The organism is Methanocella paludicola SANAE (assembly GCF_000011005.1).
GTDB classification, from domain to species: Archaea; Halobacteriota; Methanocellia; order Methanocellales; family Methanocellaceae; genus Methanocella; species Methanocella paludicola.
Window position 1 is genome coordinate 812,603 of record NC_013665.1, and the last position, 22,939, is coordinate 835,541.

The following is a 22,939-nucleotide window of genomic DNA, read 5'->3' on the forward strand; positions in this document are numbered from 1 at the left end:
AGTTAATAAAATTTGTGGAAGGCATGCTTATTTTTTCTTTGGCTTTGACACCTTTTTGCGTACCGCGGGGCTCTGCAATTCCTTCAGCGCGTCGGCCGCTATCCACCGGGCGCTCTTCGAGTCCAGCGCCTGCATCTGTTTCGCCGTTGCGATGGCCTTCACATTCAGGTCGGCATTGCGCTTGCCTATCTGCCGCAAAGCCCAGTTCACGGCCTTCTTCACGAAGTTCCGCTCATCCATGGAGCCTTTTATGATGAACGGCAAGAACAGCTCAAAGACCGTATCCGGCGCCTTCTTGTCGTGGACGGCCAGGGTGGCCATCATGACGTAGCCGGCACGGCGGACGAACTCCCGCTCATCACGGGTCCAGGCCAGCGCCTTGCCGTAAGCGAACTGCGTCTTATCGAACAGGTTAGAGCAGCACTGGTCGCATACGTCCCAGGAGTCGAAACCGGCGGCCCATGTGTCCATCTGCTTTTCCGAGACCTGGCGGGGGTCATCGATGAGCCCGGCCAGGATCTTCGCCTCATGGTAGCCCGTATCCCAGAGGGCAAGGGCCAGCTCATGATCCTTATCCAGCTCTTTAGCGAGCGCCCGCAGTTCCGGCATTGAAACGCCGAACGCCCTGTCGACGGTAATCCCATATCGGGCCATGCCTTCCCTGTTCCCGGGATTGGCCATCGATCGCAAACGAGCGATCACGTCGTCTGCGCATACTTCAGACGCCATAGTTATCCTCCTGACTGTATGGAGTAAGAAGGATACATACTTAATGGTCTTTAAAGTTGTTTCTACCCATTTTCCGCATGCGAGCTTTATCGTGGGGCACCTCAAGATTTTTATGTGATCCATATGATGCAGGAACCTCTGAGGTGGGGCAAAGATGCCCGAAAGGCACTGGACGAGGCAAAGCGCACGGGCAGGCTGGCGCTTTTATTCTTCCACTCGAACCAGTGCAGCGGATGTAAAGCCACGATAGCGAAGACGCTGCCGGACCCGAAAGTATCGAAGTTCATCGAGCGCATCTTCTCGCCGGCCATGTTCGAGGTCAGCGAGCCGGGCTCCCAGGAGCTGATGAAAAAGTACGGCGCGCAGTGGACGCCGACGTTCGTCGTAACGGATGCGGACGGGAACGAGATATACCACTGGGTCGGCTACCTGCCGCCGGGCGACTTCTGTGCCGAGATGCTGTTCGCCGAGGGCCGGGCCGCCTTCAAGAATAAGGACTGGGACCGCGCAGAGCGCTGCTTTAACTCCGTGGCCGAAAGGTTCCCGGACAGCGAGGAAGCGCCGGAGGCGCTCTACTATACGGGCGTGGCCCGGTACGAGAAGACCCACGATGCCACGGACCTCGCGGACACGAGCAAGAAGCTGAACGCGAAGTACCCGAATAGCAGCTGGACAAAAAAGGCCTCTGTGTGGGGTGAGTGATAAAATTTCGCTAGGGGGCGCTCTCGGCCCCCGGCCGGGCCATGCACAGGCTTTCCTTATACTCGCAGTAGTTGCACTTCCACTTCTCCCGGAACCCGGCACGGGCGGCCTTGCGCTGCCCTTCCCAGAACTGGCCGGCGTGCGCAAGCTTGTGCGTTAAAAACCTAGAGTCGTACAGGATGGCCTTATCGCCGATGTGATCTCCCCTTTCCTGGTGGATGTACCGCACGATGAGGAAGTCCGAGAGCTGCGGGAGCGATGTGAATTGTTCGAACACTTCCCGGGCAAGGCGGGCAACTGAGCCGTCCTCGACGGCCATCCCTTCTGATCCGAGCTGCCCTCGCAGCTCATCGCTGATGGCGCCTCCCTCCTTCAGCCCTGTGTCCGCTATAAAGTCCTCGTACGTGTAATCGCCATTACGCACGTCCTCAAGCAGCTTGCGGTAGAGCATGACCTGGATCTCGGTGGGCTTGACCGAAGGCGGAGGCGGCAGGGTCGGCCTGAGCCGGGTCTTATGGTCGAGAATGACAACGTGGCCATCCTTGAGCGAAAGCTCGTCGATGATCCCGGCGATGGGGAACCCGGCCGCACGGCCGAACACGTACAGCTCGCGAGTTATTCCTTCGCTCATAAGCTGCTCAAGCCCATTACGGATGTTCAACAGTAAAACGTAGGCAGCGTCGTCGGCAGTAAGCGTCGCGACCTCCGTCTCACGCATAAGCTCAAGTAAATACTCCTTATGGATCTCCTGGCCGGCCAGAGTAGCCGCCGTATCCTCACGAGGGCACTCCAGCGAAAGCTCAACCTGACGCTCACACCAGAATTGCTGCGAGACATGAGTCACGTTCAAGTGAGTAAGGCCGTATTTCTCTAAAATGGACCCCCGCATAGAAGGAAAATAAAGGGTTAAAGATAAAAATACTTTCAGTTTTTTATCACTACGCGGGAAGGCGTATACTTGAAGACCTCGCCTTTCCGGCCTTCGGCCTCGGCACGCGGAGCGGCGGGAGCCGACCTGTACTTGATGACCTCATCTTCCCTTTTATCGCTATACTTGATGACCTCGGGCCCGCGAGTCTCATCCCGCAGCGGCTTCAGCGGCTTGTCCGAGTACTTGAAGCGCTCGCCGTCCGCCTTCTTCAAGTCATGGCGCACGACGATGACCCTGCTCGGGTCTACATCGGGCGGCAGTTGCACTACGGGCTTTATGATCTCTACCGGGTTTTCAACGGCCGGCTTTTCCACTGGCGGCAGAATAATGGCCGCCGGCGTTTCCTGCACGGGCATCGGCGCCATCGGGTCCGATAGCAGCAGGACCGGCTTTTTCACCGGCTCATCCTTCGGCTTCAGGAAGCCGCTATTTACGGGCGCTCTGGCCCGTTTTCTTCTGAAAATGCTGAATAATCTTTCGAACATTTTTTCCATCCCCGGGCCCCATATTGGGAGCCCTCCCATATAATATTATTTGTTCAACTTAATTAAAACTTGCTATGCCGGCGCTTGCTGCGAGGTCATTCTCAAGTGATAAAGACTCAGTTTAGCTTATGCTGTGAGCCTGTGGGCGCTGATTTGTTTGGTCGGTATCTCGAACCTCTCCAAAGGAATTAAACCACGAATTTTTCTTTTAGATTTTACTCACGAAGCCTCGAATACTCTAGCTCACCGTCAACGCACGAACTCTCTAATACACAGGGCAGTGCTCTAAGCCTCTAACGCGCTAACCCGAAAAGAAGTCTCTAAGGCTCTAAATCACGTTCGAAACGCTAAACGGTGGAGCACGAACACTCCAAGAGCCCGGTTGTTACCCCGCATTTTGGGTGTTTGAGTCGTTGGCGTTTTAGCCGAGCCTTAGAGAGTTAGTGCTATGTCGTTTAGCGTTTCGAACGTGCATTCGAGCCTTCGAGCCTTCTTTTCGGGTTTGAGGCTTCGGGCGTTCGTGCAATGCCCAGAGTATTAGAGAGTTCGTGCGTTGACGGTGTTTTAGAGGCTTAGAAGTTTAGTGAGTAAAAATTATAAAAAAAGATTTGGGCTTTATTTCTTTTGGAGAGGTTCGTGTTACCGACCGAACTGATTGTAAATGGCTTCTCCAATAAATTATAAAAAAGTCAGTGGCTTTTTATCCGACGCGCCCGACACGAATAAGCGACCGGACGGGAACGGAATCGACACTCTCGATGCCCTTCTTATCGATGATGACCGCCACGACCACGGCCTCGCCGCCGCTGTCCTGGATGAGCTTGATGGTCTCCTCCGCCGTGCCCCCGGTGGTGATGACGTCGTCGATGATGGCACAGCGCTTACCCCGCACGTCAGAGTAATTCTCGCTGAGCGTGGCCTTCATCTCTTTTGCCTCTTTGCCCTCCTCATAGCCATGCTTGCCCGGGTGGACGACGGCCAGGTCCACGCCGTACTGGTAGGCCACGATGTTCGCCAGCGGCACGCCGCTGAGGGCTACGCCCACCACGGCGTCCACGTTCGTGTCGAGCTCGTTAAGAGTCTCCTCCACCATATCGGCCATGCAGGTCGCGATGAGCATAAGCCTGCTCGAGCTCTTCCCGATCGAGCTCCAGTCCACGAAAATATCCTTCGGCGCCGGCACCCCGGTCTCCTTTCTGGCGCGGGTGAGAAGCCAGGTGGCCGTCTCCCGCGAGATGTTCAGCTCGTCGGCGATCTCGCCCGATCTCAGGCCGCGGTTCCTCAGCTCGATCGCCTTTTCAATAAGGTCGTTAACGTTTCTCATCCTGCTTACCTCGTGCTTTTCTCAGCTTCAGGGGGGACCCGCAGACTTCGCACACGTCGCCCTCCTTGTATGTCCGGTTGCATCCCATGCACCGTTTTTCCCACACGATGTTATACTTTATCCGCTTTTGATGAAGGGGCATTATCGTCAGGCCCATTTTCCGGGCAACGTTCTGGACCGCGTAGTCGTCCGTCAGGATGGCCACGTCTTTCCCGGCGGCCCGCTCTTCGGCGGCCAGCGCCAGCAGGTCTATGTCCGACGGCGAGAGGCGCATGATATCCCCCGTCTTACCCGCCTCGATCCTGACCTCCCCGACCCACCGGGCTTCGGGCTCCCGGACGGATAGTCCTGCAAGCATTTCCCGCTTCAGGGCGGAGGATTCATCCTTTACCTCCGCGTAGACTTTGGGCGGGGTCAACATCTCTCCTCCGGGGAACATCCCGTATATGAAGGCGGAGGCATCCAGAACGTACGTTTGGGGCATCAGTGGTCCATTAATTGCTTATAATATAAATAAGATTGACCAGCACATATTAAAACATATTTAAAGAGTCCTCCGATTTTTGCCCCGGCGCTCCGCATATTTTAAAAAATAGGGTGCGGTATGGCGGTTATTAAGCAAGGGTCACATTCTTATATCATAAAGACATATACCACGAGAATGTCCCGCAAGAGGTTTTAAAAAATGGAACCAGGCCTGATGCAGCCGCCCGAGAAGTACTATATCTTAACGCTTGAACAGTACCTGTCGCTCATCAAGGGCGAGAAGGTGCGTGATTGCTACAGCGCGCTGCAGTACCTGGCCATGAGCGAGCATTTCCGGGATAAGAAGATCGTTGTCCGGACTAATATCGCGGAGCTTATCCGTGAGCGGTACCACGTTTCTAAGCGTGCCTTCTACGCTGCCAACCGTTTTGTGGAGTTTACGGCGCAGACTACGCTGGATGTTGACGGGCAGTCCTGAATCACCCACAATATTTCCATAAATTATGCCATGTTCCCTGTGACGTTGATTTGTTTGGTCGGTATCACGAACCTCCCCAAATGAAATAAACCACTAATTCTTTTTTAGATTTTACTCACCAAGGCTCTAAGCCTCTAGCGCACCGTCAATGCCCGAACTCTCGAAGCCTCAAACCCGAAAAGAAGGCTCTAAAGCTCGAATGCACGTTCGAAACGCTAAACGACATAGCACTAACTCTCTAAGGCACGGCTAAAACGCCAACGGCCCGAACACCTAAAATGCGGGGGAACGACCGGGCTCTTGGAGTGTTCGTGCTCCAACGTTTAGCGTTTCAAACGTGATTTAGGGCTTTAGAGCATTCGTTTCGGGTTAGCGCGTTAGAGGCTTAGAGCACTGCCCTGTGTATTAGAGAGTTCGGGCATTGACGGTGAGCTAGAGTATTCGAGGCTTCGTGAGTAAAATCTAAAAGAAAAATTCGTGCTTTAATTCCTTTGGAGATGTTCGTGATACCGACCAAACAAATCACAGCCTGCAAGAACATCAACTTATTCTTTACCCAGCGACCGGGCAAAGTCAATCGACTTGCACATCTGCCCCGTATTTGTCTTAATAATGTCGACCCGTATCTCGCTCCCCTCGACATGCAGTATTGCAATAGTCGGGTCGGCCATGCGGGGGAAGATGGGGCTCCCCGGACAGAGTAAAAGCACGTCGGTCTGGTCTATGACCGGGCTATGGAGATGGCCATAGATGAGCACTTTAACGCCCATCTCGAGCGCCAGGTAGCGCATATTGGTCACGTCGGTACCATAGCGACCTTTATGAATAACTCCGATCTTTACGCCTTCGGCGTCGAATATCACGCTTTCGGGCAGCGTCGACTTAATAGAATCATCGTCGCTGTTGCCGTGAACGGCGACCAGGCGCTTCGAGCTGGCCTTAACGGCCTCGTACACTACCGGAGTAATGAAGTCGCCCGCGTGGACCACCAGGTCGGCGTCCTTGAGCATGTCCAGCAATTCCTGCGGCATCTTAGCGCGCAGGTGCGTATCCGAAAGTACGGCGATCTTCATGAGCGGCCTCTAACGTTTATACAAGCACGTACAAGACTAATAAAGTTACGACCACGAAAAAAGTTGGTTATTCCATGTGCATCTTCGAGGACGGGGCATGGCACTTGGGACACTGCTTGGGACAACACGAGCCATGATGAAGGAAAGCCTGGCAACCTGGCCTGCACAAGAATTTGTGCTCATAGCCGCATACTTCGCATACCCATTTTGGCATGATAGATACTTTACGCTCCTAGAATATATAGATTTTGTTCGCTAAAGTCCGAACAATATTCCCGGCGAGGGCTCATTACTTTCGCCATGCCCATCTTACCTATAAATACGTCAAAACATATATCTGATGAAGAATAACGTTCTCCTGCCATGCCGTCCGCCTATGAAAAATTTTTCCCGAAGCCGTCCTTTTATCCTAACCAGGAGGAGGCCATGGATAAGATCTATGGCGCCCTGTTAGCCGGCCGCCTGGTCCTTTTCGAGGGCGCGTGCGGTACGGGGAAGACGCTGTCGGCGCTGGCGCCGTCGCTGGCCATCGGCCGGGAAAAAAATAAGAAGGTCATCATCGCCACGAACGTTCACCAGCAGATGGAGCAGTTCATCCAGGAGGCCCGCGAGATAAAAGCCATCGCGGACATCAAGGTGGCCGTGGTCAAGGGTAAGACGCACATGTGCCCCCTCGAAAAGGACTATGACGAGTGTAATCTTTTGCGTGAGAATACGTTTGAGTTGCTGGAGCTTGAACGGGACATCGTGAAGCTGAAGCAGAAGGATGGCGAGGCGGCGAAGATGCGGGGCGACCCTGGCTACGCTGACCTCCGCCGGAGTATCGCGGGCGAGGTCATGGCGGGCCAGGACAAAATAGCATTATTAAAGAAGCGCTCGTGCCCGTACCTGATGGCCGTCATGAAAGAGGATAACACGAGCTTCCGCGACTGGCTCTTCAAGGGCGTACGCAGCCCCGAGGACATAACCGAAGAAGCCCTAAAAAAGAAGCAATGCGGCTACGAACTCCTTAAACGCAACCTCAAAGAGGCCGAGCTCATCATCTGTAATTATCACCATCTACTGGATCCTGATATCCGTATGCGCATGCTGACCTGGATGGGCTGCTCGCTGTCCGACGTTATCCTGATCTTCGACGAGGCCCACAACCTGGAGGCACAGGCGCGGTCGCATTCTTCCATCACGCTCTCCGAAAATATAGTTGAGCGAGCCCTGATGGAGGCCTCGTCCGTGAAAAGCCCGTCGAAGGAGGGCATAGAGTACTTCCTGATGCTCCTGCATAAGACGATCCGGGACGCCTACCAATCTAAAATCGGCTTCGGGGAGGCCATGACGTACTCGTGGTTCGACGTCACCATCCGCGACCCCCGGGGCACCGAGGACATGCTCTCCCAAAAAATAAAGGCCGAGATGCAGAAGCGGGGCATCGATATCATGACCGTGCTCGGCGACGCCATCGATATCGGGCTGGACATCGACGAGGCGTATCGGAACGAGTATAAGAATGGCAAGAGCGAAACCAAGAGGTCGTCGTCGCTGCTGGCCGTGGGCGTCTTCATGATGACCTACCTGAAGGAAGCCGGTAAAGTGGACTATTACCCCGTGCTTCAGGCCCGCCGGAGCCGGGACGGCATGATATACGGTCGTATCGAGCTCTTTAGCTGTATCCCGACGGATGTGACGAAGCCCATCATGGAGGGCGCTTATTCCGTGGTGCTGATGTCGGCTACTTTGAAGCCCTTTGACATGGTGCGCTCCACTCTTGGTATACTGCGGGAAACTGCGGAGCTGAGCTATGGTACGACGTTCCCCCCGGAGCGCCGGAGAACATTAGCCGTTGATGTGCCTCCCCAGTTCGCGAAGAACCGCTATATGCCCGACATGGTCAAGTCTCTCACTCAGCTTCTTGAGGATGTCATTAACGGCTCGGACGGTAACGTTCTCATCTTCTTCCCGAGCGCTGCAGAGGCATCACGATATAGCAAACTTCTGAAGGTAGACGTGCCCGTCTTCGTAGACTTGGCGGGTGTGTCGGCGCAGGATACGAAGAACGAGTTCTTCAAGCACGGCGACGGGGGAGGGAAGGCCGTACTTATCTCATACCTGTGGGGCACACTGACCGAGGGTGTGGACTACAAGTTCGACCGGTGCCGGACCGTGGTCATCGTGGGCGTCGGGTTCCCGTCGCTGAACGACCGCATGATGGCGGTACAGAACGCCTACGATACGAAGTTCGGGGTGAAAAAGGGGTGGGAGTACGGCGTGCTGTTCCCGACCATCCGGCGTATCAGGCAGGCGAATGGGCGCGTCGTGAGGTCGCCCGAGGATTATGGCCTGCGCATCCTGGCCGACCGGCGGTTCACTATGGAGTCGGTCAAGGACATGGCCCGGTACTCGATCTACATGCAGTTCCCCGAGGATGAGCGTAAAGAGTTCAAGGATATTAAGCCGGATAAAGTCAAGTTCTCAATGATGAACTTCTTCACGGATATTAAGCGGATGGATGAGATGCCCAAGAAGAAAAAGGGTCGCGGGCAGGGATAAATTTTACTTGCGAGTAACGTATAGACCATCCTGCATACGCCACACATCGCAGTTACAAATATATACCCCTTCATATATCTAATACTCCAGCCAAAATTCAGACTATCATTTTAGCTAGTGTGAAACACCCCGAATGGGATGGCGCCAAAATACGGCGCGGCTACGCCTCGTTGGAGGCGAAATGCGGAGTGGTTCGTTGCAATACCACCCTTAACACTACAGAGGAGATATAAATGGCGAGAAAAGCAGCAAAGAAGGTCGACGCGTTCCGGGCCAAGAACTGGTACCAGGTACTCGCGCCGGCAGAGTTCAACCGGGCTAACATCGGCGAGACCCTCGCGGACATGCCCGAAAAGATGATCGGCAGGATCATGGAATCCACGCTCGGTGACATCACCGGCGACTGGGCCAAGCAGAACACCAAGATGCTGTTCAGGATCGACGAGATCGGCGGCAACAGCGCCTACACGTCCTTTATCGGCCACGAGATGACCAAGGACTACATGCGCTCGCTAGTCAAGCGCCGCACGACCAAGGTCGATGCGAACTTAGTTGTCACGACCAAGGACGGCTACAAGCTCCGCTTAAAGCCCCTGGTCTTCACTGTCAAGAGGGCAAGGACCTCGCAGATCGAGAGTATCCGTAAGATCATGGTCGCCGTTGTCGCTTCCCGCGGTAAGGAGCTTACCTTCAATGAGCTCGTCGCGGACACCGTTAACGGCAAGGTCGCGGCCGAGATATACAAGGCGACGAAGAACATCTACCCGCTCCGCAGGGCAGAAGTCGCCAAGTCCGAGGTCGTTTTCAGGCCGGCTGTAGCTTCGTCTGCAGCGGCTGCACCCGCAGCGGCACCGGCTCCGGCACCCGCGGCCGAGGCTGCACCCGCGCCGGCTCCCGAAGAGAAGCCCAAAGAGTAAGTGTGATCATGCCCCGTAAGGGGCTTTTTAAATTTTTATCCTCTTATTTCTAGCGTATTTGCTTTTTACTTTATGCAGTCCATTATTGTGTAAGGCACTATTCTAAAGCGGGCAGCACGACCACGAAACGGGCCCCCTTCGTATGATCACCAGGTACACGGTCCTCGACCCACACCTCGCCACGATAATTTTCTACGAGCGTTTTTACTATGTAGAGCCCGAGGCCCATCCCTTTAGCACGAGGAGTACCTTTAAGGGACCGTTTGAAAAGTGTTTTCTTGGATTCTTCAGGGATGCCGGGGCCATCATCATCCACCCGGACACGGCAACATTCTGCGCCGTCCTTTCTGGCCGTATCGAGGCTTATGGATATGCGGGCATTGTCCCCGGTATGCTTTATGGCGTTACCCACCAGGTTCGAGAACACGTCGTGCAGCAGGTCGTCCGCCCGGACAGTGCAACGCTTACAGCCGTTAAAGTTTAAGGCGACCGATTTACCGTTGGTCATCGTGTACTCACGATGCACCTCTGTCAGCACCGCGCATACGTCCACATCGTGGGCTTGCATCCGGTTATCCTGGTACTTTTGCAGCTTACGCACATTGTTGATAAGCTGAGCGCTGCGATGCAAGGCCTCCGATGCCTTATCCATGTACTCTTCCCGGGCTTCGCAGGGCACGTCCCGGGCAAGCTCAAGGTATCCCAGCGCCGCCTGGTGGATGTTGTTGATGTCATGCCCCATCAGGTCCAGGTACAGCTCGGCCTGGGATTTAGCGGACTTCAGCTCCTCCTCGGCCAGCTTACGCTCGGTGATGTCCTCGGTGATCCCCATCAGGTACTCCAGCGCTCCGTTATGGTAGATCGGCGTAACGGTCAGGTTTACCCAGACAATGGCGCCATCTTTCCTGACATAGCGTTTTTCACTAGTTAAAGTGGACAGCTCTCCGGCCAGCATACGCTTGATGAGCCGGACCTCTGCGGCCATATCCGGCGGGTATGTAATGTCCATGGCGCTCATTTTCACAAGCTCTCCGCGGGTATAGCCGGTAATATCGCAAAACTTCTGGTTTACCCTTAAGAAACGGCCGTCTTTCCTCGCGTGCGTCATGCCGACGGCCGCCTGCTCGAACGCAGCGCGGAAATTTTCCTCGCTCTTACGCAGCGCTTCCTCGGCCATCTTACGCTCGGTGATATCGAAGAACGTGGCTATCCCCGCAGGCTTCCCCCGGTAAACAATGCGCCCCGCATTGACCTCGACCCAGCGTATCTCGCCGCTTTTTGTAAGCAGCTTAACCTCGTACTTCTGCGGCACTGTCTCGCCCCGCTGCCGGGCCAGCCCTCGCTCCCTGACGAGCCCCTGGTCATCGGGGTGCACCACGTCCCAGAAATTCATCCGCATGAGCTCGACGGCCGTGTACCCGGTCAGGCGCACGCCGGCATCGTTGACATAAATGAAACGGTCTCCCTGGTATAGCCAGAACATGGCGGAGGACGACTCGGCCAGGACGCGGAACTTTTCCTCGCTCTCGCGCAGGGCCTCTTCCGCCTCCCGCCACCCGGTAATGTCCTGTATGGTCGACGAGAACTTGACCGGCCTGCCCGAGGGGTCCAGGATCGCCTTCCCCATGGCATGGATATGCCGTACGCTGCCGTCGGGCAGTACGATACGGTAGTCCACTTCGCGGCGTTCGGTGCTTTTTATGCCCGCCATCAGTTCGGCATCTCTTCGCTCCCGGTCCTCGGGGTGTATCCTTTCCTCGAATTCACGATAAGTATGCCTCCCGGGCGGTAAATGGAGGATCCGGAGCATGTGGTCGGAGTACGTGATCTCGCCGGTGGCCAGGTCCATCTCCCAGCTGCCTGTATCGGTAAGCGCCTGGGCTTCCGCTAGCTGCCTCTCCCTCTGCCGTAAGGACTCCTCGGCCCGTTTACGTTCAGTAATATCATTGCCCACCGACAGTATCTCGACGACGTTCCCCTGTGCATCGCGGACGGCCTTATTGGTCCACGATATCCAGACTCGCTCCCCGTCCCGGCAAATATTCTCGTTCAAATTCGTCTTATAGCATTCGGGTTGCCGCTCTATGTCCCGGATCATCGCCATCAGGTCTCTGCCGGTGCTCTCGGCTTCAGGCACAATCGTGCCTATCACGTTCCTGCCTAACACCTCGCCTGCCCGATATCCGAAAAATTTTTCCGCGAACTCGTTGAAAAATGTGAGGTTACCTTTCAGGTCCCAGCGGATGATGATGCTGTTCGCGTTCTCGACGAGGTACCGGTATTTGGCCTCGCTCTCCCGCAGGGCTTCCAGGGTGCTCTTGCATTGAGCGTTTTCGAGCGTGGCCGCTTTAGCCTTAAGCTCTTGTAGCTCGGATAGAAGCTCCTCCCTGGTCTTATCCTCGTCCTGGGTAGCGGGAGTGTGGCCTGGGCTCATAAGATCCTGTTAATGATGTAGATTGGTATCTAAAATGTTTATATATATTTTCAGGTGCTCCCCTCCTCCCCTGAATTAATGCTGGTGTACGAAGTTTTTCGGTATTCGGGCTCTGTGGAAGCCTCTTTTTGCTCGTATCCCTTCATTCCTTTATTAAAACGGCATAGGCTATGAAAATAAGCCCTACGATCGCCACTACTGCGATCATTATCGGGGTCAGATACCAGATCGTGTAAGATATGAGCCGGAGAGTATAGGACAATGCCAGAGAGCCGGCTATGAGCAATAGGATGAGCCCCACAACGGCGAGGGCGATCCGCCTGAACGAATTGACCAGATAATCCGTGAATCCCATGCAACGACCTTATGGCAATATGCTCCTTAGCACGAATAATTTTTCTATCCATCGCCCACCAGTAAGCATTGTTAGATAATAAAAAATAAGACTCTTCCGCGGTTTTGGGATGAATATTTTTTTATTCTTTTCTAGTTATGCCGTCGTTGAGTGGTCCAACCACAGGGGCACGGAGCGCACGGGAGTTACACAGAGTTATTTTTTAATAATTTGAGACTCAGAGAGCTCGGAGGCCGGTTTATTAGTTTGCCTGGGGCACAGAGTTTATTGAGGCTCGGTTGACCAATAAACAATAATGCGGTTTATCCTCGCCAGTGCCTCTAACTACTCCGTGCCCCGGGAATGTTATAAACCCGTCCCCTGTGCCCTCTGGGTCTCCCTTTATAAGATAACTCCGTGAAACTCAGCGCTCTCCGTGCCCCTGTGGTTGGACCACTCAACGACGGCATAACATAAAAACGAGCGAAGGCATCAGCCAAAGCAATATATCATCCCAAAAACGCACAAGAACCAAAAATAAAATGAGTGACGGGCCCAGGATTTACCTGCTCGACGGCATATCGCTCATGGAAGACATGCCCTGCTGCTCCACAAGCGTCATAATCGACGAGGGGATCCTGTCCATCACATAGATGATCCCGTTTTTGGTCTTGATGGCCTTGACGATATTGGCGTCGTCCACCATCATCCTGCCATCCGTTTTCCTGACCTCCATCGTCATTCCGTTCATCATGGTGAGCTTCTCACCATCGGTCATCTTATCGGGCGTGATCATGCCGCTCACCATGTGGCCTTTGACAAATTCTGTGGCCATCTGCCGGTCTTTCAAATTTTCCCGCATCCTGTTTAATGTGTCCGGGCTTTCAGCTTTCAGGGCCATGTCCGAGGCGACGAACAACGTGTCCATCCCTTCGGTCCTCATAATACGGTCTAATCCTGCGGTTTTCATAATTGATGCAGCCATGCTGGTATCTTTTGTGTCCATCAAGGCGGCCATCATGTCCTTGTTGGACTGCTCTACGGGCATCGCCATGCCGCCGTGCATTTGGCCTGGCATCATGGTCGGTGACCCCATGGGGGTGCCTTGCATTTGCGCCATCGCCGGGGCAGCGAAGGTTAGCACCATCGCAAATAGCGTTAACATCGTTGCGATCTTTCTCAGTTTATCCAATCCATATCACCGAAGCTACGCGATGTCGGGCGGGTTTAATAGGCTAATCGACGTCTTTTTGTCGTTTAATTATAACCAAATAATCTATTATATTCGATATGCGTCATAAAATCAATTACTATAACAAGGGTTGCATCCCGTTCTAAGGATTTAGCAAAATATACTAATCGCCAGTTATCGTTTATATCAATTTTAAACAAGTTGTGTAAGCAATATTCTTTTCTCAGCGATTTTGGTATTCTATCTTTAGGGATGTTCACTCCACGGTTAAACGGATTGTATTCTAATTTTTCCAAAGTCCTTTTAATGGATTTAACAAGGTCTTGATCTTGTTTTGATGTGGACCTTTTCAATGTAGCCCATTTTTCTTTAACCCCTTCGTTCGCCCACCTGAGTTCATATTTCATAATCGCTCTATTATATTTATATTAATGTAACTTAAGAATTACGGTAATTAAATTACGAATGAAAAAAGTGGCTTATAGTAAGAGATTATTCGATTGCCAGGTCTTTTCTTAGGAGATATTTTCTGGCGATCTCCGGGTCCCAGATCCAGACAATATACCCATCTCTATCAATGGCAATTTTATTCGACTCAAGAAGATATTCTATCGTATTTTTAAACGTCTGGTACATCATTTTCTTAGGGAGGTGTTGCCACAATGCCTTTCTCTTGTATTCTCCGCTATGTTCCCCGATAAAACACTCGACCATTCTTATGGTTTCTAATGTCGGCTGGTAAATTTGGTGTTCTCGCTCTTGAATTCTTATCAGGCCCAATACACTCTGAGTTATATTAATTAATATACCTGAGCCCTATTTAAAATTTGTTATTATCAAATTTGTCATATGTTCGATATGCAGATTGATTCAACCATTGGGCGTTGTGGGCATGGGCTATGTAATATCGTACTTATGCTCGCCGCCGCTATTCGTGATTATCAAAGTCTGTCCATCTACCTTCGTCCACCCGGTATACGTCTTCCCATCCTTTAGCACGGTATAACTACCCGACTTCGGGTCCAGCTTACTTACTGTAACGCTCACAGTCCCGGCACTTCTTACCTTGAAGCTGAAACTCGTGCCACTCTTATTGAACGTAAAATAGTCGGCCCTGCCCGATAGGGTAATTATGGGGGCCCCGGCATAGCTCACATAAGATCCATTAAGGAAAGTGATCTCAGTGGCATTCCCGTTCCTCGCCCTGATGAACACCGTATCAGCATCCGTCTTATAGGAAGCGAACCACGAGGCGCCTTTCCCGGTGTAAATATAATCTATATGCCCCTGCCCTTTGACTTGTAGCGCATTCCCATTTCCGCTCACAGTAATGGCCTGTGGCACCTTCTTAGTCTCATCCGCGTATGCCGGCAGGAGGACAGTCGCCCGATACAGGGTCTTCGAGGGTGCCGAACGATAATATACAACAGGGACCAGCACTTCGGACCTCACATCAGGACCGGCAACTCTCCCTACAAGCTTAGTGACACGAATTTCCGACGATGGCACAGAGTACAGCTTCATGCCCACCGCCTGCCCGTAGGGGTTCGTCGTCGTCCAGGCGACCGAGCTTGTTTTGATGCCCGTAGCGTTCTCCTTCTTATAGGCCATCGATCGCCAGTCGTATGAGCCGGGGCCGACGGCCAGGTCCAGGTTCACGTGCCCGACTTCGCTTCCGGAGTACAGGCCGTCGCCGTTCTTATCCTCCGTCGGCGTGATGCTCAGGCTCGATGGCCGGAATATCGTCCGATATGTCCACGTTTCCATCCCTTCCAGCCGGTCCACGAGGATCATATAATCCCTGTCGGGATACAGTACAGTCCGCTCATAGTTTATGGGCGACGATAGCTTCTGGGCGGTATCGAACGTGCTTATTATCTCGGAAATGGCCGTATCCGTGTCCGCTATCACCATCCAGGGCGTCTGTGCCAGGATATTGATATCGACGGGCGTCTCGACGCCGGCCCTCGTGCCCTTAAAGATGCCCCGGGCATTGCTGTTCGCCCAGGAGGAAGCGGTGAACGGCAACCTCGGGTTCTCGATGGCTATCGTATTATGGCTCGATTCCCCGCGGCCGTAGGTCCTATCCAGGATGTTCCTGTCCTCGCCCGCATCGGCCAGCAGCAGGTCGCCGTGGCTGTAATACTCGATGCTCATCTGGTCGTGGTGCGCCGCGCTCCTCCAGCTATATGTCGGCGTGTCCTCTTCATATGTCACGAGAGACAGCCAGTCGCTGTCCGTCGTCCAGCCCTCCCGTATGACCTGGTACACGGAGTCGTCATCCAGGTGGCTGGAATAGGGAGGGCTGGACCTTGCTACTTTTGAATAATCGAGAGCCACCAAATAATACAGGGCATCGGGCATCTCCGTATCATAGTAAATATGGCTGGCCTCCCTGGAGTAGGGCAGCAGGTTCGAATCCTTTACGAGGTCGTCGTACTTTAAAATGTAAGAACGGTCCTGCGTGTCCAGCAGGTTCGCGATGCCCGAATGGTAGGCATATATCAGGTTCGAGTCGGTCGCCAGGTCGCCGGAATAGCCGTTGGGCAGCGAGCTCCATAGCTCTGCTGTCAGCGCTTTTTTCGCCAGCGGGTACGTATTGAGAAAGTTCTTCTGGTAATAATAGCTGTAGACCTGGGCCCACCAGGAGAGGTCATCAATATAATAGGCCCGGTAGGCGCCCATCATGTCCTTCCCGGCATCGTCGACCTCGAAGCTCAACAGGGACTGGCCATAGTCGTGCAGGCCGTCATTAACGAAGTAGTACGTCGTCGCCGCCTTGACCCAGTCAGAAGGCATGGATCTCAGCGCGAGCTTGTGGGGATTCACATAGTCGTGCAGCACGACGCCGGCGATACCTAAGGTCGGGTATGCCTGCCCCTGGAAGTCACAAAACGTGATGTAGCTCCTCTTCGTGCCGTCCCAGTTCAGGTCCCCGTACACATCGTCCGCAAGTACGGCAAGCTTATCCCTGATGGCCTTATCGCTGTCTATATCCAGGGCCGGCTGGACCCAGTCGTAGGCGAGAGAATAGCCGAGCAGGGACATGGCCTTGAATTCCTCGGGTATCATCGAGTTCGGTTCCTCGGGCACTTCGCCTACGTCCAGATCCAGTAATGCCTGTTTGGCCTTATCGGCGTACTTCTTATCCTTCGTGATCTGGTAGGCCAGGCCCAGGTTCATGGCGTACTGGCCCCTCGCCGATACCCAGTTGTCCGCTTCCCAGCTCGTGGCCCAGGTCGGATCGGTGAAATCCTTTGTCAAAGCGATATTCGCTGAATCCAGGATACCTTCCTCCCAGCCGCTCCACGGCTGCGACGACCGGTATTTGTAGCCAGGCGTATTGGCGATGTCATGGAATAATAAAAAGGGGTGCGTTGTGGTCGTGACCCTCCACTGGTCGGCCTTATAATTACTCAGGACTTCCGATGCGGTCAATGCCCGGTCATAGATCCTCACGGTCGCGATGTCGCCGTCAAAATACAGGGACGACGATGGGGCGTACTTGCCGATGGTCAGGGCCATGGTGGACGGCGAAAATCCGCCGCATACGGCGGTGCTGTACTTTACGCCATTCACGTAAAGAGTAACATTAGCGCCATTGTAAACGGCCGTGGCATGATACCAGTTTGTCTTAGTGAAGCCCGGCCTGGCGCTGACGACGACCTTTTTATGGTTGCGGTCGTAGATCAGGAACTGAAGGTCGTTATTGCTGTTGATCCACATCGTGTAGCCGTCGCCTGTGGCACCCGATGCGCTTTTGCTTACCAGCGTTTGCAAGCTGCCCGGACGCCCCGGCCTGAATAGCACTTCAACTGTCAAACCGCCAGCAGGGCTTATGCCGGGCGAATTGTTGCACTTGATATGATCGTTATAGCCGTCGAATTCTCTCTCGCCGGCACCACTCGGCAACAGGTCATATAAAGCGCCGTATACTGTCCCCGGATTTCCATTATTGCTCCGGTCGGTCAACGTGCTGCCCGTATCGTTCATATCGTACCATAACATGAGCCCCGAGCTCACTAGTGACCCCGCAAAAGCGGCCTGAATTCCACAAACGGTGAACAGCAGTAAGAACGGGCAAATATACAGGACAATTTTAATGAGTAACTTCATTCGTTCTCCTGCTGCGCTGGCGATTACTAAACAAGCCTATGTATATACTCACGGGCCATAAATAATATTTTTGGTAGATTTTGAGCTATTTTTGTTTTATATGGCAATTTATTAGCATTTTAAAATTAGAGTGCAGACTTCCCCGTACAAAGCCAGAAAAAATACCACAAGAAATATAAGCCACAAAGACGTTTGCCGATATTTCCAGGCCATTAACGAGCTATCGAAAGATATGTTGGCCCAAGAGGAACAAACATATATATTATTGGTAAATTTGGTTACTTAGCCGTGGAAGGTGAGAACATACTCAAACAGATCATAGACTCAAAAGGCAAAATTAGCAAAATAGGTGTCGTCGGCATGGGCTACGTGGGCATCCCCGCCGCAGTCCTCTTCGCCAACTCAGAAAAATTCGAAAAGGTGTATGGCTTTCAGCGTAACTCGCCCACCTCGGGCTACAAGATCGACATGCTTAACCGCGGCGAGTGCCCGCTCAAGGGGGAGGAGCCCGGGCTCGAGGACATGCTCAGGGAAGTAGTCAACGCGGGAAAATTCGAGTGCACTTCCGATTTCTCCAGGATCTCGGAACTCGACGCCGTCACTCTCGCCATTCAGACGCCGTTCAAGAACCCGAAGGACCTGGAGCCGGACTTCCGCGCGCTGATCGAAGGGCTGCGCATGGTCGGCAAGAACCTTAGCCAGGGTACATTAGTTGTCCTGGAATCTACGATAACTCCGGGAACCACTGACGGCATGGCCCGCCAGATCCTGGAGGACGAGTCAGGCCTTCGTGCCGGTAAGGACTTTGCCCTTGCGCATGCCCCCGAACGTGTGATGGTCGGGCGCCTCCTGAAGAACATCCAGGAGCACGACCGCGTGGTGGGAGGCATCGACGATGTAAGCACGAAACGGGCCATAGAGCTCTATTCTCCAGTGCTCACTAAGGGCAAGGTCATCCCGATGACCGCAAGGGCAGCGGAAGTCACCAAGACCTCCGAGAACACCTTCAGGGATTTACAAATAGCGGCCATCAACGAGCTGGCGCTGTACTGCGAGGCCATGGGCATCAACGTCTACGACGTCCGGGAAGGCATCGACAGCCTGAAGGGCGAAGGCATCACCCGTGCGATCCTGTACCCGGGAGCGGGCGTAGGCGGGCACTGCCTGACAAAGGATACATACCACCTCGAAAGAGGCGTAAAAGTCACCGGATGTCCCGTCGACTACCCCGAAGGAAAAGACTCACTATTCGTATTAGCCAGGAACATCAACGACTTCATGCCCAGGCACATGTACAACCTCACAGTTCGGGCCCTCGAAAGGATCAACAAAAAGCCCGTACAGGCTAAAGTAGCCATCCTCGGCTGGGCGTTCATCAACGACTCCGACGATGCGAGAAACACGCCCTCCGAGGTATACAGGGACCTCCTGCTGAAAGACGGGGCCAGAGTAGAAGTCCACGACCCGTATGTGCTGGACTACCCGAACGTGCCCATCTCGCACGACCTCGGATCCGTCCTCAAGGGAGCGGACGCAGTAGCGATCTTCGCCGGCCACAAGGAATACATGGCCCTCCACGCTCCGCATGTGAAGAAGATGGTCGGCAACGCCCACACCATCGCCATCCTGGACGGCAGGAACGTCGTGGACCCGGACGAGTTCATCTCGAAAGGGTTCGTGTACAAGGGCATCGGCCGCGGAGACAAGAACGAGCACCCCCTCAATTAAAAGGGCTCATGATGACACGGCACTTTTACAGCATGGCCCTGGCAACGGCCGGGGCCATATTATCGCTGATGCTGGCGGGAGGCGTTGCGTTCGCCCAGGACATACCCGAAGACCTGCCGATATCGGGCGACCACGACTTCATAACCTGGCTGCTGTCCCCCATGGACGCGACCATGCTCACCCTGATCGTGGCCTTTCTCGTCGGGGCCGTCGCCATAGGCAGCCTCATGTTCCTCAAATACCACGTGTTCAAGATCAGCTTCGAGCGCCTGGGCCATCTGCTGTTATACGCGATGCCCCTGATCGCCGTCTGCGCCGTGGCGGGCACGCTGGCGCTGCGAAAGTACAACCTGTTCCTGCTGAGCCTGTACCTGGACATACCGTTAATAGGCGCGCCCATCCTCTATTTGCTCTACAACAGCCTGCTCGTCGAGAAAAGCGACCGCCAGAAGCTATGAGGACATTCAATGCACTCGACGGCCCTATCTAAGATCATACACGAACGGCACGCCGACAGGCCCATGTACCTGCTGCTACTCACGTATTTCACGCTCGTATTCACCCTTTCCGTCGTCATCCTCTACATCTACGACGTCAGGCCGTTATTCTATTACGCCGTGATGGCCACGCTCGGGCTTGTCATCCTTCTCCAGATCCTATACGTCGAGCCCACAGGCATGCGGCCCATAGCCATATTAGCTCAGATCATGGCGTTCTCGCTCAACCTCATCTGGGGGGTCACGCTCAACTACGACCTCTTCATCGGCCGCACGGATACGATGCCCCACATCTGGTGGGCCCAGAACCTCTTGCAGGTCGGGCACGTCACGGACTTCCTGAACGTCTACGAGCCGTTCCCGCTCTGGTATATACTCTGCAACTCCGTCTACCTGCTGGGCGGCCTGACGGGCTCCATAGCACAGGTAATGTTCGTCAACAGCGGGCTCATCTACAGTATCCTGGCTACATTTTGCATCTACCTCCTCACGAGAAAAATCTCGGGCGACAAACGCATCGCCCTCCTTGCAGCCCTCTTCCTATCGTTCAACACGACCTTCGTCTTCTACGGGATGTACTCCATCCCCCGCAGCATCGTCATGGTGCTCTTCATCCTCCTCGTCGTATTGCTCATAGACCACGAGGACAAGAAAAAAAGGTGGCTGGCGTATGGGCTCACCCTCCCCATCGTCGTATACCACACGGTGTCCAGCCTCTTCCTCATCTGCATCCTGATGCTCATCTACGCCATCCAGAAGCTCTTCATACGCACAAAGAAAGACCCCATCGTAACGCTCCGTTTCCTCGCCGTCCTCGTGGGCGTGACCGCCTGCTACTGGGCCCTCAACGCGACCAACATCATCTGGACCCTCACCAACTCCCTGACGCAGAGCTCCGCGGGCGCCGAGGGGCTCCAGACCGGCTCTATCTATGAAACGCCCCTGAGCGAGGTGGTCAACTATTCGCAATACTCCGTATGGATCCTGTTCATTCTGGCCGGAGTGCTGCTGATCCTCCGGTACAAGCACGTCGACATCAAGTTGAAGATACTCGCCCTGGCGGCCCTCATCCTCATCCCGCTCTCGTATCCCGGCCCCCTCATGCTCCTGAACACGCTATCGTCTACGGTCAGCATCGGCAGGTTCGAGGAATACGCCTTCATGTTCATGACCGTCATCGCGGCGGCCGGATTCGGCATGCTATACCGGAAAAAAAGCAGCGTCGTCCACGGCCTGCTCGTGCTGGCCTTCGTGCTGATGGTCTTCCTTTCCATCTCGAATGACTTCGTCGCATCGGATAATCCGCTAGTTGAGAGGCCTTTCTATACTTATTACCTCAACGATTCCGAGATCACCGGCATGGAGCATATCGCCAGCCTGGCCGAAGGCTCCGTCATGTCCGACTACATCGCCGTCAGGTACCTCGAAAAATCGCCATACATGGAGCACCAGCACATCCTGGAGGCCAACGTCATCACGAAGAAGCTCATGAAGGAGAACACCACGGACCTCATACTCATCCGGGACGGCGAGCTGGAAAAGCGTCCCGTCAAGCTCTATTCGTCGGATAACGGCTACGTGAGGGCTGCGCCGTGGAACGCGCTCGAATACTATTACGCCGGTGATGCAGTGTTCGCCAGCCTTGGCGAGAGGAACAGCGTCTATAGCTCGGGGACCATGACCGGCTATGACTGAGGAGAAAGAAATGAGCACGATCGAGGCGACGCGCACCAACTTCATTAAGCGGTTTTTCAGCGATAGCCTGTACAAGAACTCGTTCTACCTGGTCGCTAACCGCGGGCTTGTCGTGCTCACGGGCTTCGTGTTCTGGATGGTCGCTACCAGGCTCTACCCTGTCGACGACGTGGGCCTTGCCGTGGCCTTCGTGTCCTCGTCCCAGCTCATCGGCTCCTTCGCCCTATTCGGCTTCGACTCGTCGATCATCCGCTTCTTTAACAGCTACGATAAGTCGAAAATTTTCAACACCGCTTTCTTCGTGGTCATCCTGCTTTCGGCGCTCGGGAGCCTGGCCTATATCGCCGGGGTCAAGTACTTCTCGCCCGACCTCGCCATCATACGACAGCCGCTGTATGCTACGGTATTCCTGCTATTTACCATTGCGCTGTCCGTAGCAGCGGTCATCGCACAGACATTCATCGCCTTTAGAGATGCGAAGTACTCCTTCATCCAGAACCTGCTCCTGACGCTCCGGATACCGCTCTTAGTGCCCTTCGTGTTCCTGGGGTGCTTCGGCATCCTCAGCTCGACGTTCATCGCCTATCTGGCCGCATATGCGGTCGTACTGTACTTCCTCGGCCGTTTCCTCAAGGTAAGTCCGGGAATAGACACGGGCTTCATAAAAATGTCCTACAAATTCTCGTTCGTCAACTACGTGTCCAACCTGCTCTTCGCGGCAACGTTCTCCGTCCTGCCCCTTATCGTGCTCAACCTCACGACAAAGGCGGACGTCAGCATATACTACATGGGCTATACGGTGGGCTATTTCGCGCTCCAGATCCCGCTGGCCCTGAGCACGTCGCTGTTCGTGGAGGGCGTCTACGGGGAGAGCCTCAAGAAGAGCCTGAAAAAGGTGGGAGCGCTTACTTTCGGCATTTTAACGGCCGTCGTGGCCTTCTTCTTCCTCTTCGGGCAGCCGGTGTTGGGGCTCTTCGGGAGCGAATACGTGGCCGCTTTCGACCTGCTAAGGCTCATAGCGCTATCGAGCTTCCTCTATGCAGGCTACGTGTTCTTCACCATCATCCTCAACATGAAAATGCGGACCAACTACATCCTGCTGCTGAACATCATCATCCTGGTACTGATCGACGGCCTGTCCTACCTGCTCCTCCCGAACTTCGGGATTACCGGCGTAGGCTACGCCTACATCGTCGCCTTCGCGGCCGTCGACCTGTTCATTCTATACTTGATAAAAAAGTGGGGCTGGATATGAGGAGGCGAGACCAATACGG

Annotated in this window: 20 protein-coding genes; 8 read left to right on the top strand and 12 right to left on the bottom strand. The window is 54.1% G+C overall.

What is annotated here, in order from left to right:
* Window positions 1–27 precede the first annotated feature (27 nt).
* A complete protein-coding gene (locus MCP_RS04235) occupies window positions 28–729 on the bottom strand; it encodes a DNA alkylation repair protein (protein ID WP_012899575.1) in 702 nt (233 codons plus the stop codon).
* 123 nt (window positions 730–852) lie between these two features.
* Between MCP_RS04235 and MCP_RS04240 the strand changes: the two genes are divergently transcribed.
* Window positions 853–1,431 (top strand): thioredoxin fold domain-containing protein, encoded by a 579-nt coding sequence (locus tag MCP_RS04240; protein WP_012899576.1) that lies wholly within the window; start codon window positions 853–855, stop codon window positions 1,429–1,431.
* Window positions 1,432–1,441: 10 nt separating this feature from the next.
* Here the strand turns inward: MCP_RS04240 and MCP_RS04245 are convergent, their stop codons facing one another.
* The 4 genes from MCP_RS04245 to MCP_RS04260 form a co-directional block, all read right to left on the bottom strand.
* Window positions 1,442–2,320 (bottom strand): PD-(D/E)XK nuclease family protein, encoded by an 879-nt coding sequence (locus tag MCP_RS04245; RefSeq protein WP_012899577.1) that lies wholly within the window; start codon window positions 2,318–2,320, stop codon window positions 1,442–1,444.
* Window positions 2,321–2,355: 35 nt separating this feature from the next.
* On the bottom strand, window positions 2,356–2,847 hold the full coding sequence (locus MCP_RS04250; protein ID WP_128859928.1) for a hypothetical protein: 492 nt from the start codon (window positions 2,845–2,847) through the stop codon (window positions 2,356–2,358).
* Window positions 2,848–3,547: 700 nt separating this feature from the next.
* Complete coding sequence (locus MCP_RS04255; protein WP_012899579.1) at window positions 3,548–4,171, bottom strand: orotate phosphoribosyltransferase-like protein; 624 nt, start codon at window positions 4,169–4,171, stop codon at window positions 3,548–3,550.
* Window positions 4,158–4,655 carry an NOB1 family endonuclease gene (locus tag MCP_RS04260; protein WP_012899580.1) on the bottom strand — a complete coding sequence of 166 codons (498 nt, stop codon included), beginning with the start codon at window positions 4,653–4,655 and terminating at the stop codon, window positions 4,158–4,160. The genes MCP_RS04255 and MCP_RS04260 overlap by 14 nt, the downstream gene beginning before the upstream one ends.
* Window positions 4,656–4,856: 201 nt before the next feature.
* Between MCP_RS04260 and MCP_RS04265 the strand changes: the two genes are divergently transcribed.
* Window positions 4,857–5,135, top strand: coding sequence for a hypothetical protein (locus tag MCP_RS04265; protein ID WP_012899581.1), 279 nt, complete (start codon window positions 4,857–4,859; stop codon window positions 5,133–5,135).
* 545 nt (window positions 5,136–5,680) lie between these two features.
* Here MCP_RS04265 and MCP_RS04270 read toward each other — a convergent pair.
* The gene (locus MCP_RS04270) at window positions 5,681–6,208 is read right to left on the bottom strand and encodes a metallophosphoesterase (RefSeq protein ID WP_012899582.1); all 528 of its coding nucleotides are present in this window, start codon (window positions 6,206–6,208) and stop codon (window positions 5,681–5,683) included.
* 363 nt (window positions 6,209–6,571) lie between these two features.
* On the opposite strand from MCP_RS04270, the gene MCP_RS04275 reads away from it, so the two are divergent.
* Window positions 6,572–8,752, top strand: a complete 2,181-nt coding sequence (locus MCP_RS04275; RefSeq protein ID WP_012899583.1) for an ATP-dependent DNA helicase — start codon at window positions 6,572–6,574, stop codon at window positions 8,750–8,752.
* Between the two features lie 233 nt (window positions 8,753–8,985).
* Complete coding sequence (locus MCP_RS04280; RefSeq protein ID WP_012899584.1) at window positions 8,986–9,669, top strand: 30S ribosomal protein S3ae; 684 nt, start codon at window positions 8,986–8,988, stop codon at window positions 9,667–9,669.
* A gap of 97 nt (window positions 9,670–9,766) precedes the next feature.
* Here MCP_RS04280 and MCP_RS04285 read toward each other — a convergent pair whose 3' ends face one another.
* The 6 genes from MCP_RS04285 to MCP_RS04310 form a co-directional block, all read right to left on the bottom strand.
* Window positions 9,767–12,103 carry a PAS domain-containing sensor histidine kinase gene (locus tag MCP_RS04285; RefSeq protein WP_012899585.1) on the bottom strand — a complete coding sequence of 779 codons (2,337 nt, stop codon included), beginning with the start codon at window positions 12,101–12,103 and terminating at the stop codon, window positions 9,767–9,769.
* A gap of 142 nt (window positions 12,104–12,245) precedes the next feature.
* Window positions 12,246–12,458, bottom strand: a complete 213-nt coding sequence (locus tag MCP_RS04290; protein WP_012899586.1) for a hypothetical protein — start codon at window positions 12,456–12,458, stop codon at window positions 12,246–12,248.
* 541 nt (window positions 12,459–12,999) lie between these two features.
* A complete protein-coding gene (locus MCP_RS04295) occupies window positions 13,000–13,518 on the bottom strand; it encodes a fasciclin domain-containing protein (RefSeq protein WP_231845160.1) in 519 nt (172 codons plus the stop codon).
* Window positions 13,519–13,694: 176 nt separating this feature from the next.
* Window positions 13,695–14,036, bottom strand: coding sequence for a hypothetical protein (locus MCP_RS04300; protein WP_012899588.1), 342 nt, complete (start codon window positions 14,034–14,036; stop codon window positions 13,695–13,697).
* Window positions 14,037–14,121: 85 nt separating this feature from the next.
* Entirely contained in the window at window positions 14,122–14,409 is a 288-nt protein-coding gene (locus MCP_RS04305) for a hypothetical protein (RefSeq protein ID WP_012899589.1), read from the bottom strand.
* Between the two features lie 117 nt (window positions 14,410–14,526).
* Entirely contained in the window at window positions 14,527–17,745 is a 3,219-nt protein-coding gene (locus MCP_RS04310) for a LamG-like jellyroll fold domain-containing protein (RefSeq protein WP_012899590.1), read from the bottom strand.
* 288 nt (window positions 17,746–18,033) lie between these two features.
* On the opposite strand from MCP_RS04310, the gene MCP_RS04315 reads away from it, so the two are divergent.
* The 4 genes from MCP_RS04315 to MCP_RS04330 are packed head-to-tail and all read left to right on the top strand — an operon-like array spanning window position 18,034 to window position 22,920.
* The gene (locus MCP_RS04315) at window positions 18,034–19,473 is read left to right on the top strand and encodes a nucleotide sugar dehydrogenase (RefSeq protein WP_012899591.1); all 1,440 of its coding nucleotides are present in this window, start codon (window positions 18,034–18,036) and stop codon (window positions 19,471–19,473) included.
* An 8-nt stretch (window positions 19,474–19,481) separates the two neighbouring features.
* Window positions 19,482–19,931, top strand: coding sequence for a hypothetical protein (locus MCP_RS04320; protein ID WP_012899592.1), 450 nt, complete (start codon window positions 19,482–19,484; stop codon window positions 19,929–19,931).
* A gap of 9 nt (window positions 19,932–19,940) precedes the next feature.
* Window positions 19,941–21,665, top strand: coding sequence for a hypothetical protein (locus MCP_RS04325; RefSeq protein WP_012899593.1), 1,725 nt, complete (start codon window positions 19,941–19,943; stop codon window positions 21,663–21,665).
* Window positions 21,666–21,675: 10 nt separating this feature from the next.
* Window positions 21,676–22,920 carry a hypothetical protein gene (locus MCP_RS04330; RefSeq protein ID WP_012899594.1) on the top strand — a complete coding sequence of 415 codons (1,245 nt, stop codon included), beginning with the start codon at window positions 21,676–21,678 and terminating at the stop codon, window positions 22,918–22,920.
* Window positions 22,921–22,939: the final 19 nt, after the last annotated feature.

What these genes read in the sequence shown, in the direction of transcription:
- MCP_RS04260 (WP_012899580.1), bottom strand. Translation starts at nt 4,655, where the DNA reads ATGCCCCAAACGTACGTTCTGGATGCCTCCGCCTTCATATACGGGATG.
- MCP_RS04250 (WP_128859928.1), bottom strand. Translation starts at nt 2,847, where the DNA reads ATGTTCGAAAGATTATTCAGCATTTTCAGAAGAAAACGGGCCAGAGCG.
- MCP_RS04325 (WP_012899593.1), top strand. Translation starts at nt 19,941, where the DNA reads ATGCACTCGACGGCCCTATCTAAGATCATACACGAACGGCACGCCGAC.
- MCP_RS04235 (WP_012899575.1), bottom strand. Translation starts at nt 729, where the DNA reads ATGGCGTCTGAAGTATGCGCAGACGACGTGATCGCTCGTTTGCGATCG.
- MCP_RS04285 (WP_012899585.1), bottom strand. Translation starts at nt 12,103, where the DNA reads ATGAGCCCAGGCCACACTCCCGCTACCCAGGACGAGGATAAGACCAGG.
- MCP_RS04255 (WP_012899579.1), bottom strand. Translation starts at nt 4,171, where the DNA reads ATGAGAAACGTTAACGACCTTATTGAAAAGGCGATCGAGCTGAGGAAC.
- MCP_RS04320 (WP_012899592.1), top strand. Translation starts at nt 19,482, where the DNA reads ATGATGACACGGCACTTTTACAGCATGGCCCTGGCAACGGCCGGGGCC.
- MCP_RS04290 (WP_012899586.1), bottom strand. Translation starts at nt 12,458, where the DNA reads ATGGGATTCACGGATTATCTGGTCAATTCGTTCAGGCGGATCGCCCTC.
- MCP_RS04295 (WP_231845160.1), bottom strand. Translation starts at nt 13,518, where the DNA reads ATGATGCCAGGCCAAATGCACGGCGGCATGGCGATGCCCGTAGAGCAG.
- MCP_RS04270 (WP_012899582.1), bottom strand. Translation starts at nt 6,208, where the DNA reads ATGAAGATCGCCGTACTTTCGGATACGCACCTGCGCGCTAAGATGCCG.
- MCP_RS04245 (WP_012899577.1), bottom strand. Translation starts at nt 2,320, where the DNA reads ATGCGGGGGTCCATTTTAGAGAAATACGGCCTTACTCACTTGAACGTG.
- MCP_RS04310 (WP_012899590.1), bottom strand. Translation starts at nt 17,745, where the DNA reads ATGAAGTTACTCATTAAAATTGTCCTGTATATTTGCCCGTTCTTACTG.
- MCP_RS04265 (WP_012899581.1), top strand. Translation starts at nt 4,857, where the DNA reads ATGGAACCAGGCCTGATGCAGCCGCCCGAGAAGTACTATATCTTAACG.
- MCP_RS04330 (WP_012899594.1), top strand. Translation starts at nt 21,676, where the DNA reads ATGAGCACGATCGAGGCGACGCGCACCAACTTCATTAAGCGGTTTTTC.
- MCP_RS04240 (WP_012899576.1), top strand. Translation starts at nt 853, where the DNA reads ATGATGCAGGAACCTCTGAGGTGGGGCAAAGATGCCCGAAAGGCACTG.
- MCP_RS04275 (WP_012899583.1), top strand. Translation starts at nt 6,572, where the DNA reads ATGCCGTCCGCCTATGAAAAATTTTTCCCGAAGCCGTCCTTTTATCCT.
- MCP_RS04280 (WP_012899584.1), top strand. Translation starts at nt 8,986, where the DNA reads ATGGCGAGAAAAGCAGCAAAGAAGGTCGACGCGTTCCGGGCCAAGAAC.
- MCP_RS04300 (WP_012899588.1), bottom strand. Translation starts at nt 14,036, where the DNA reads ATGAAATATGAACTCAGGTGGGCGAACGAAGGGGTTAAAGAAAAATGG.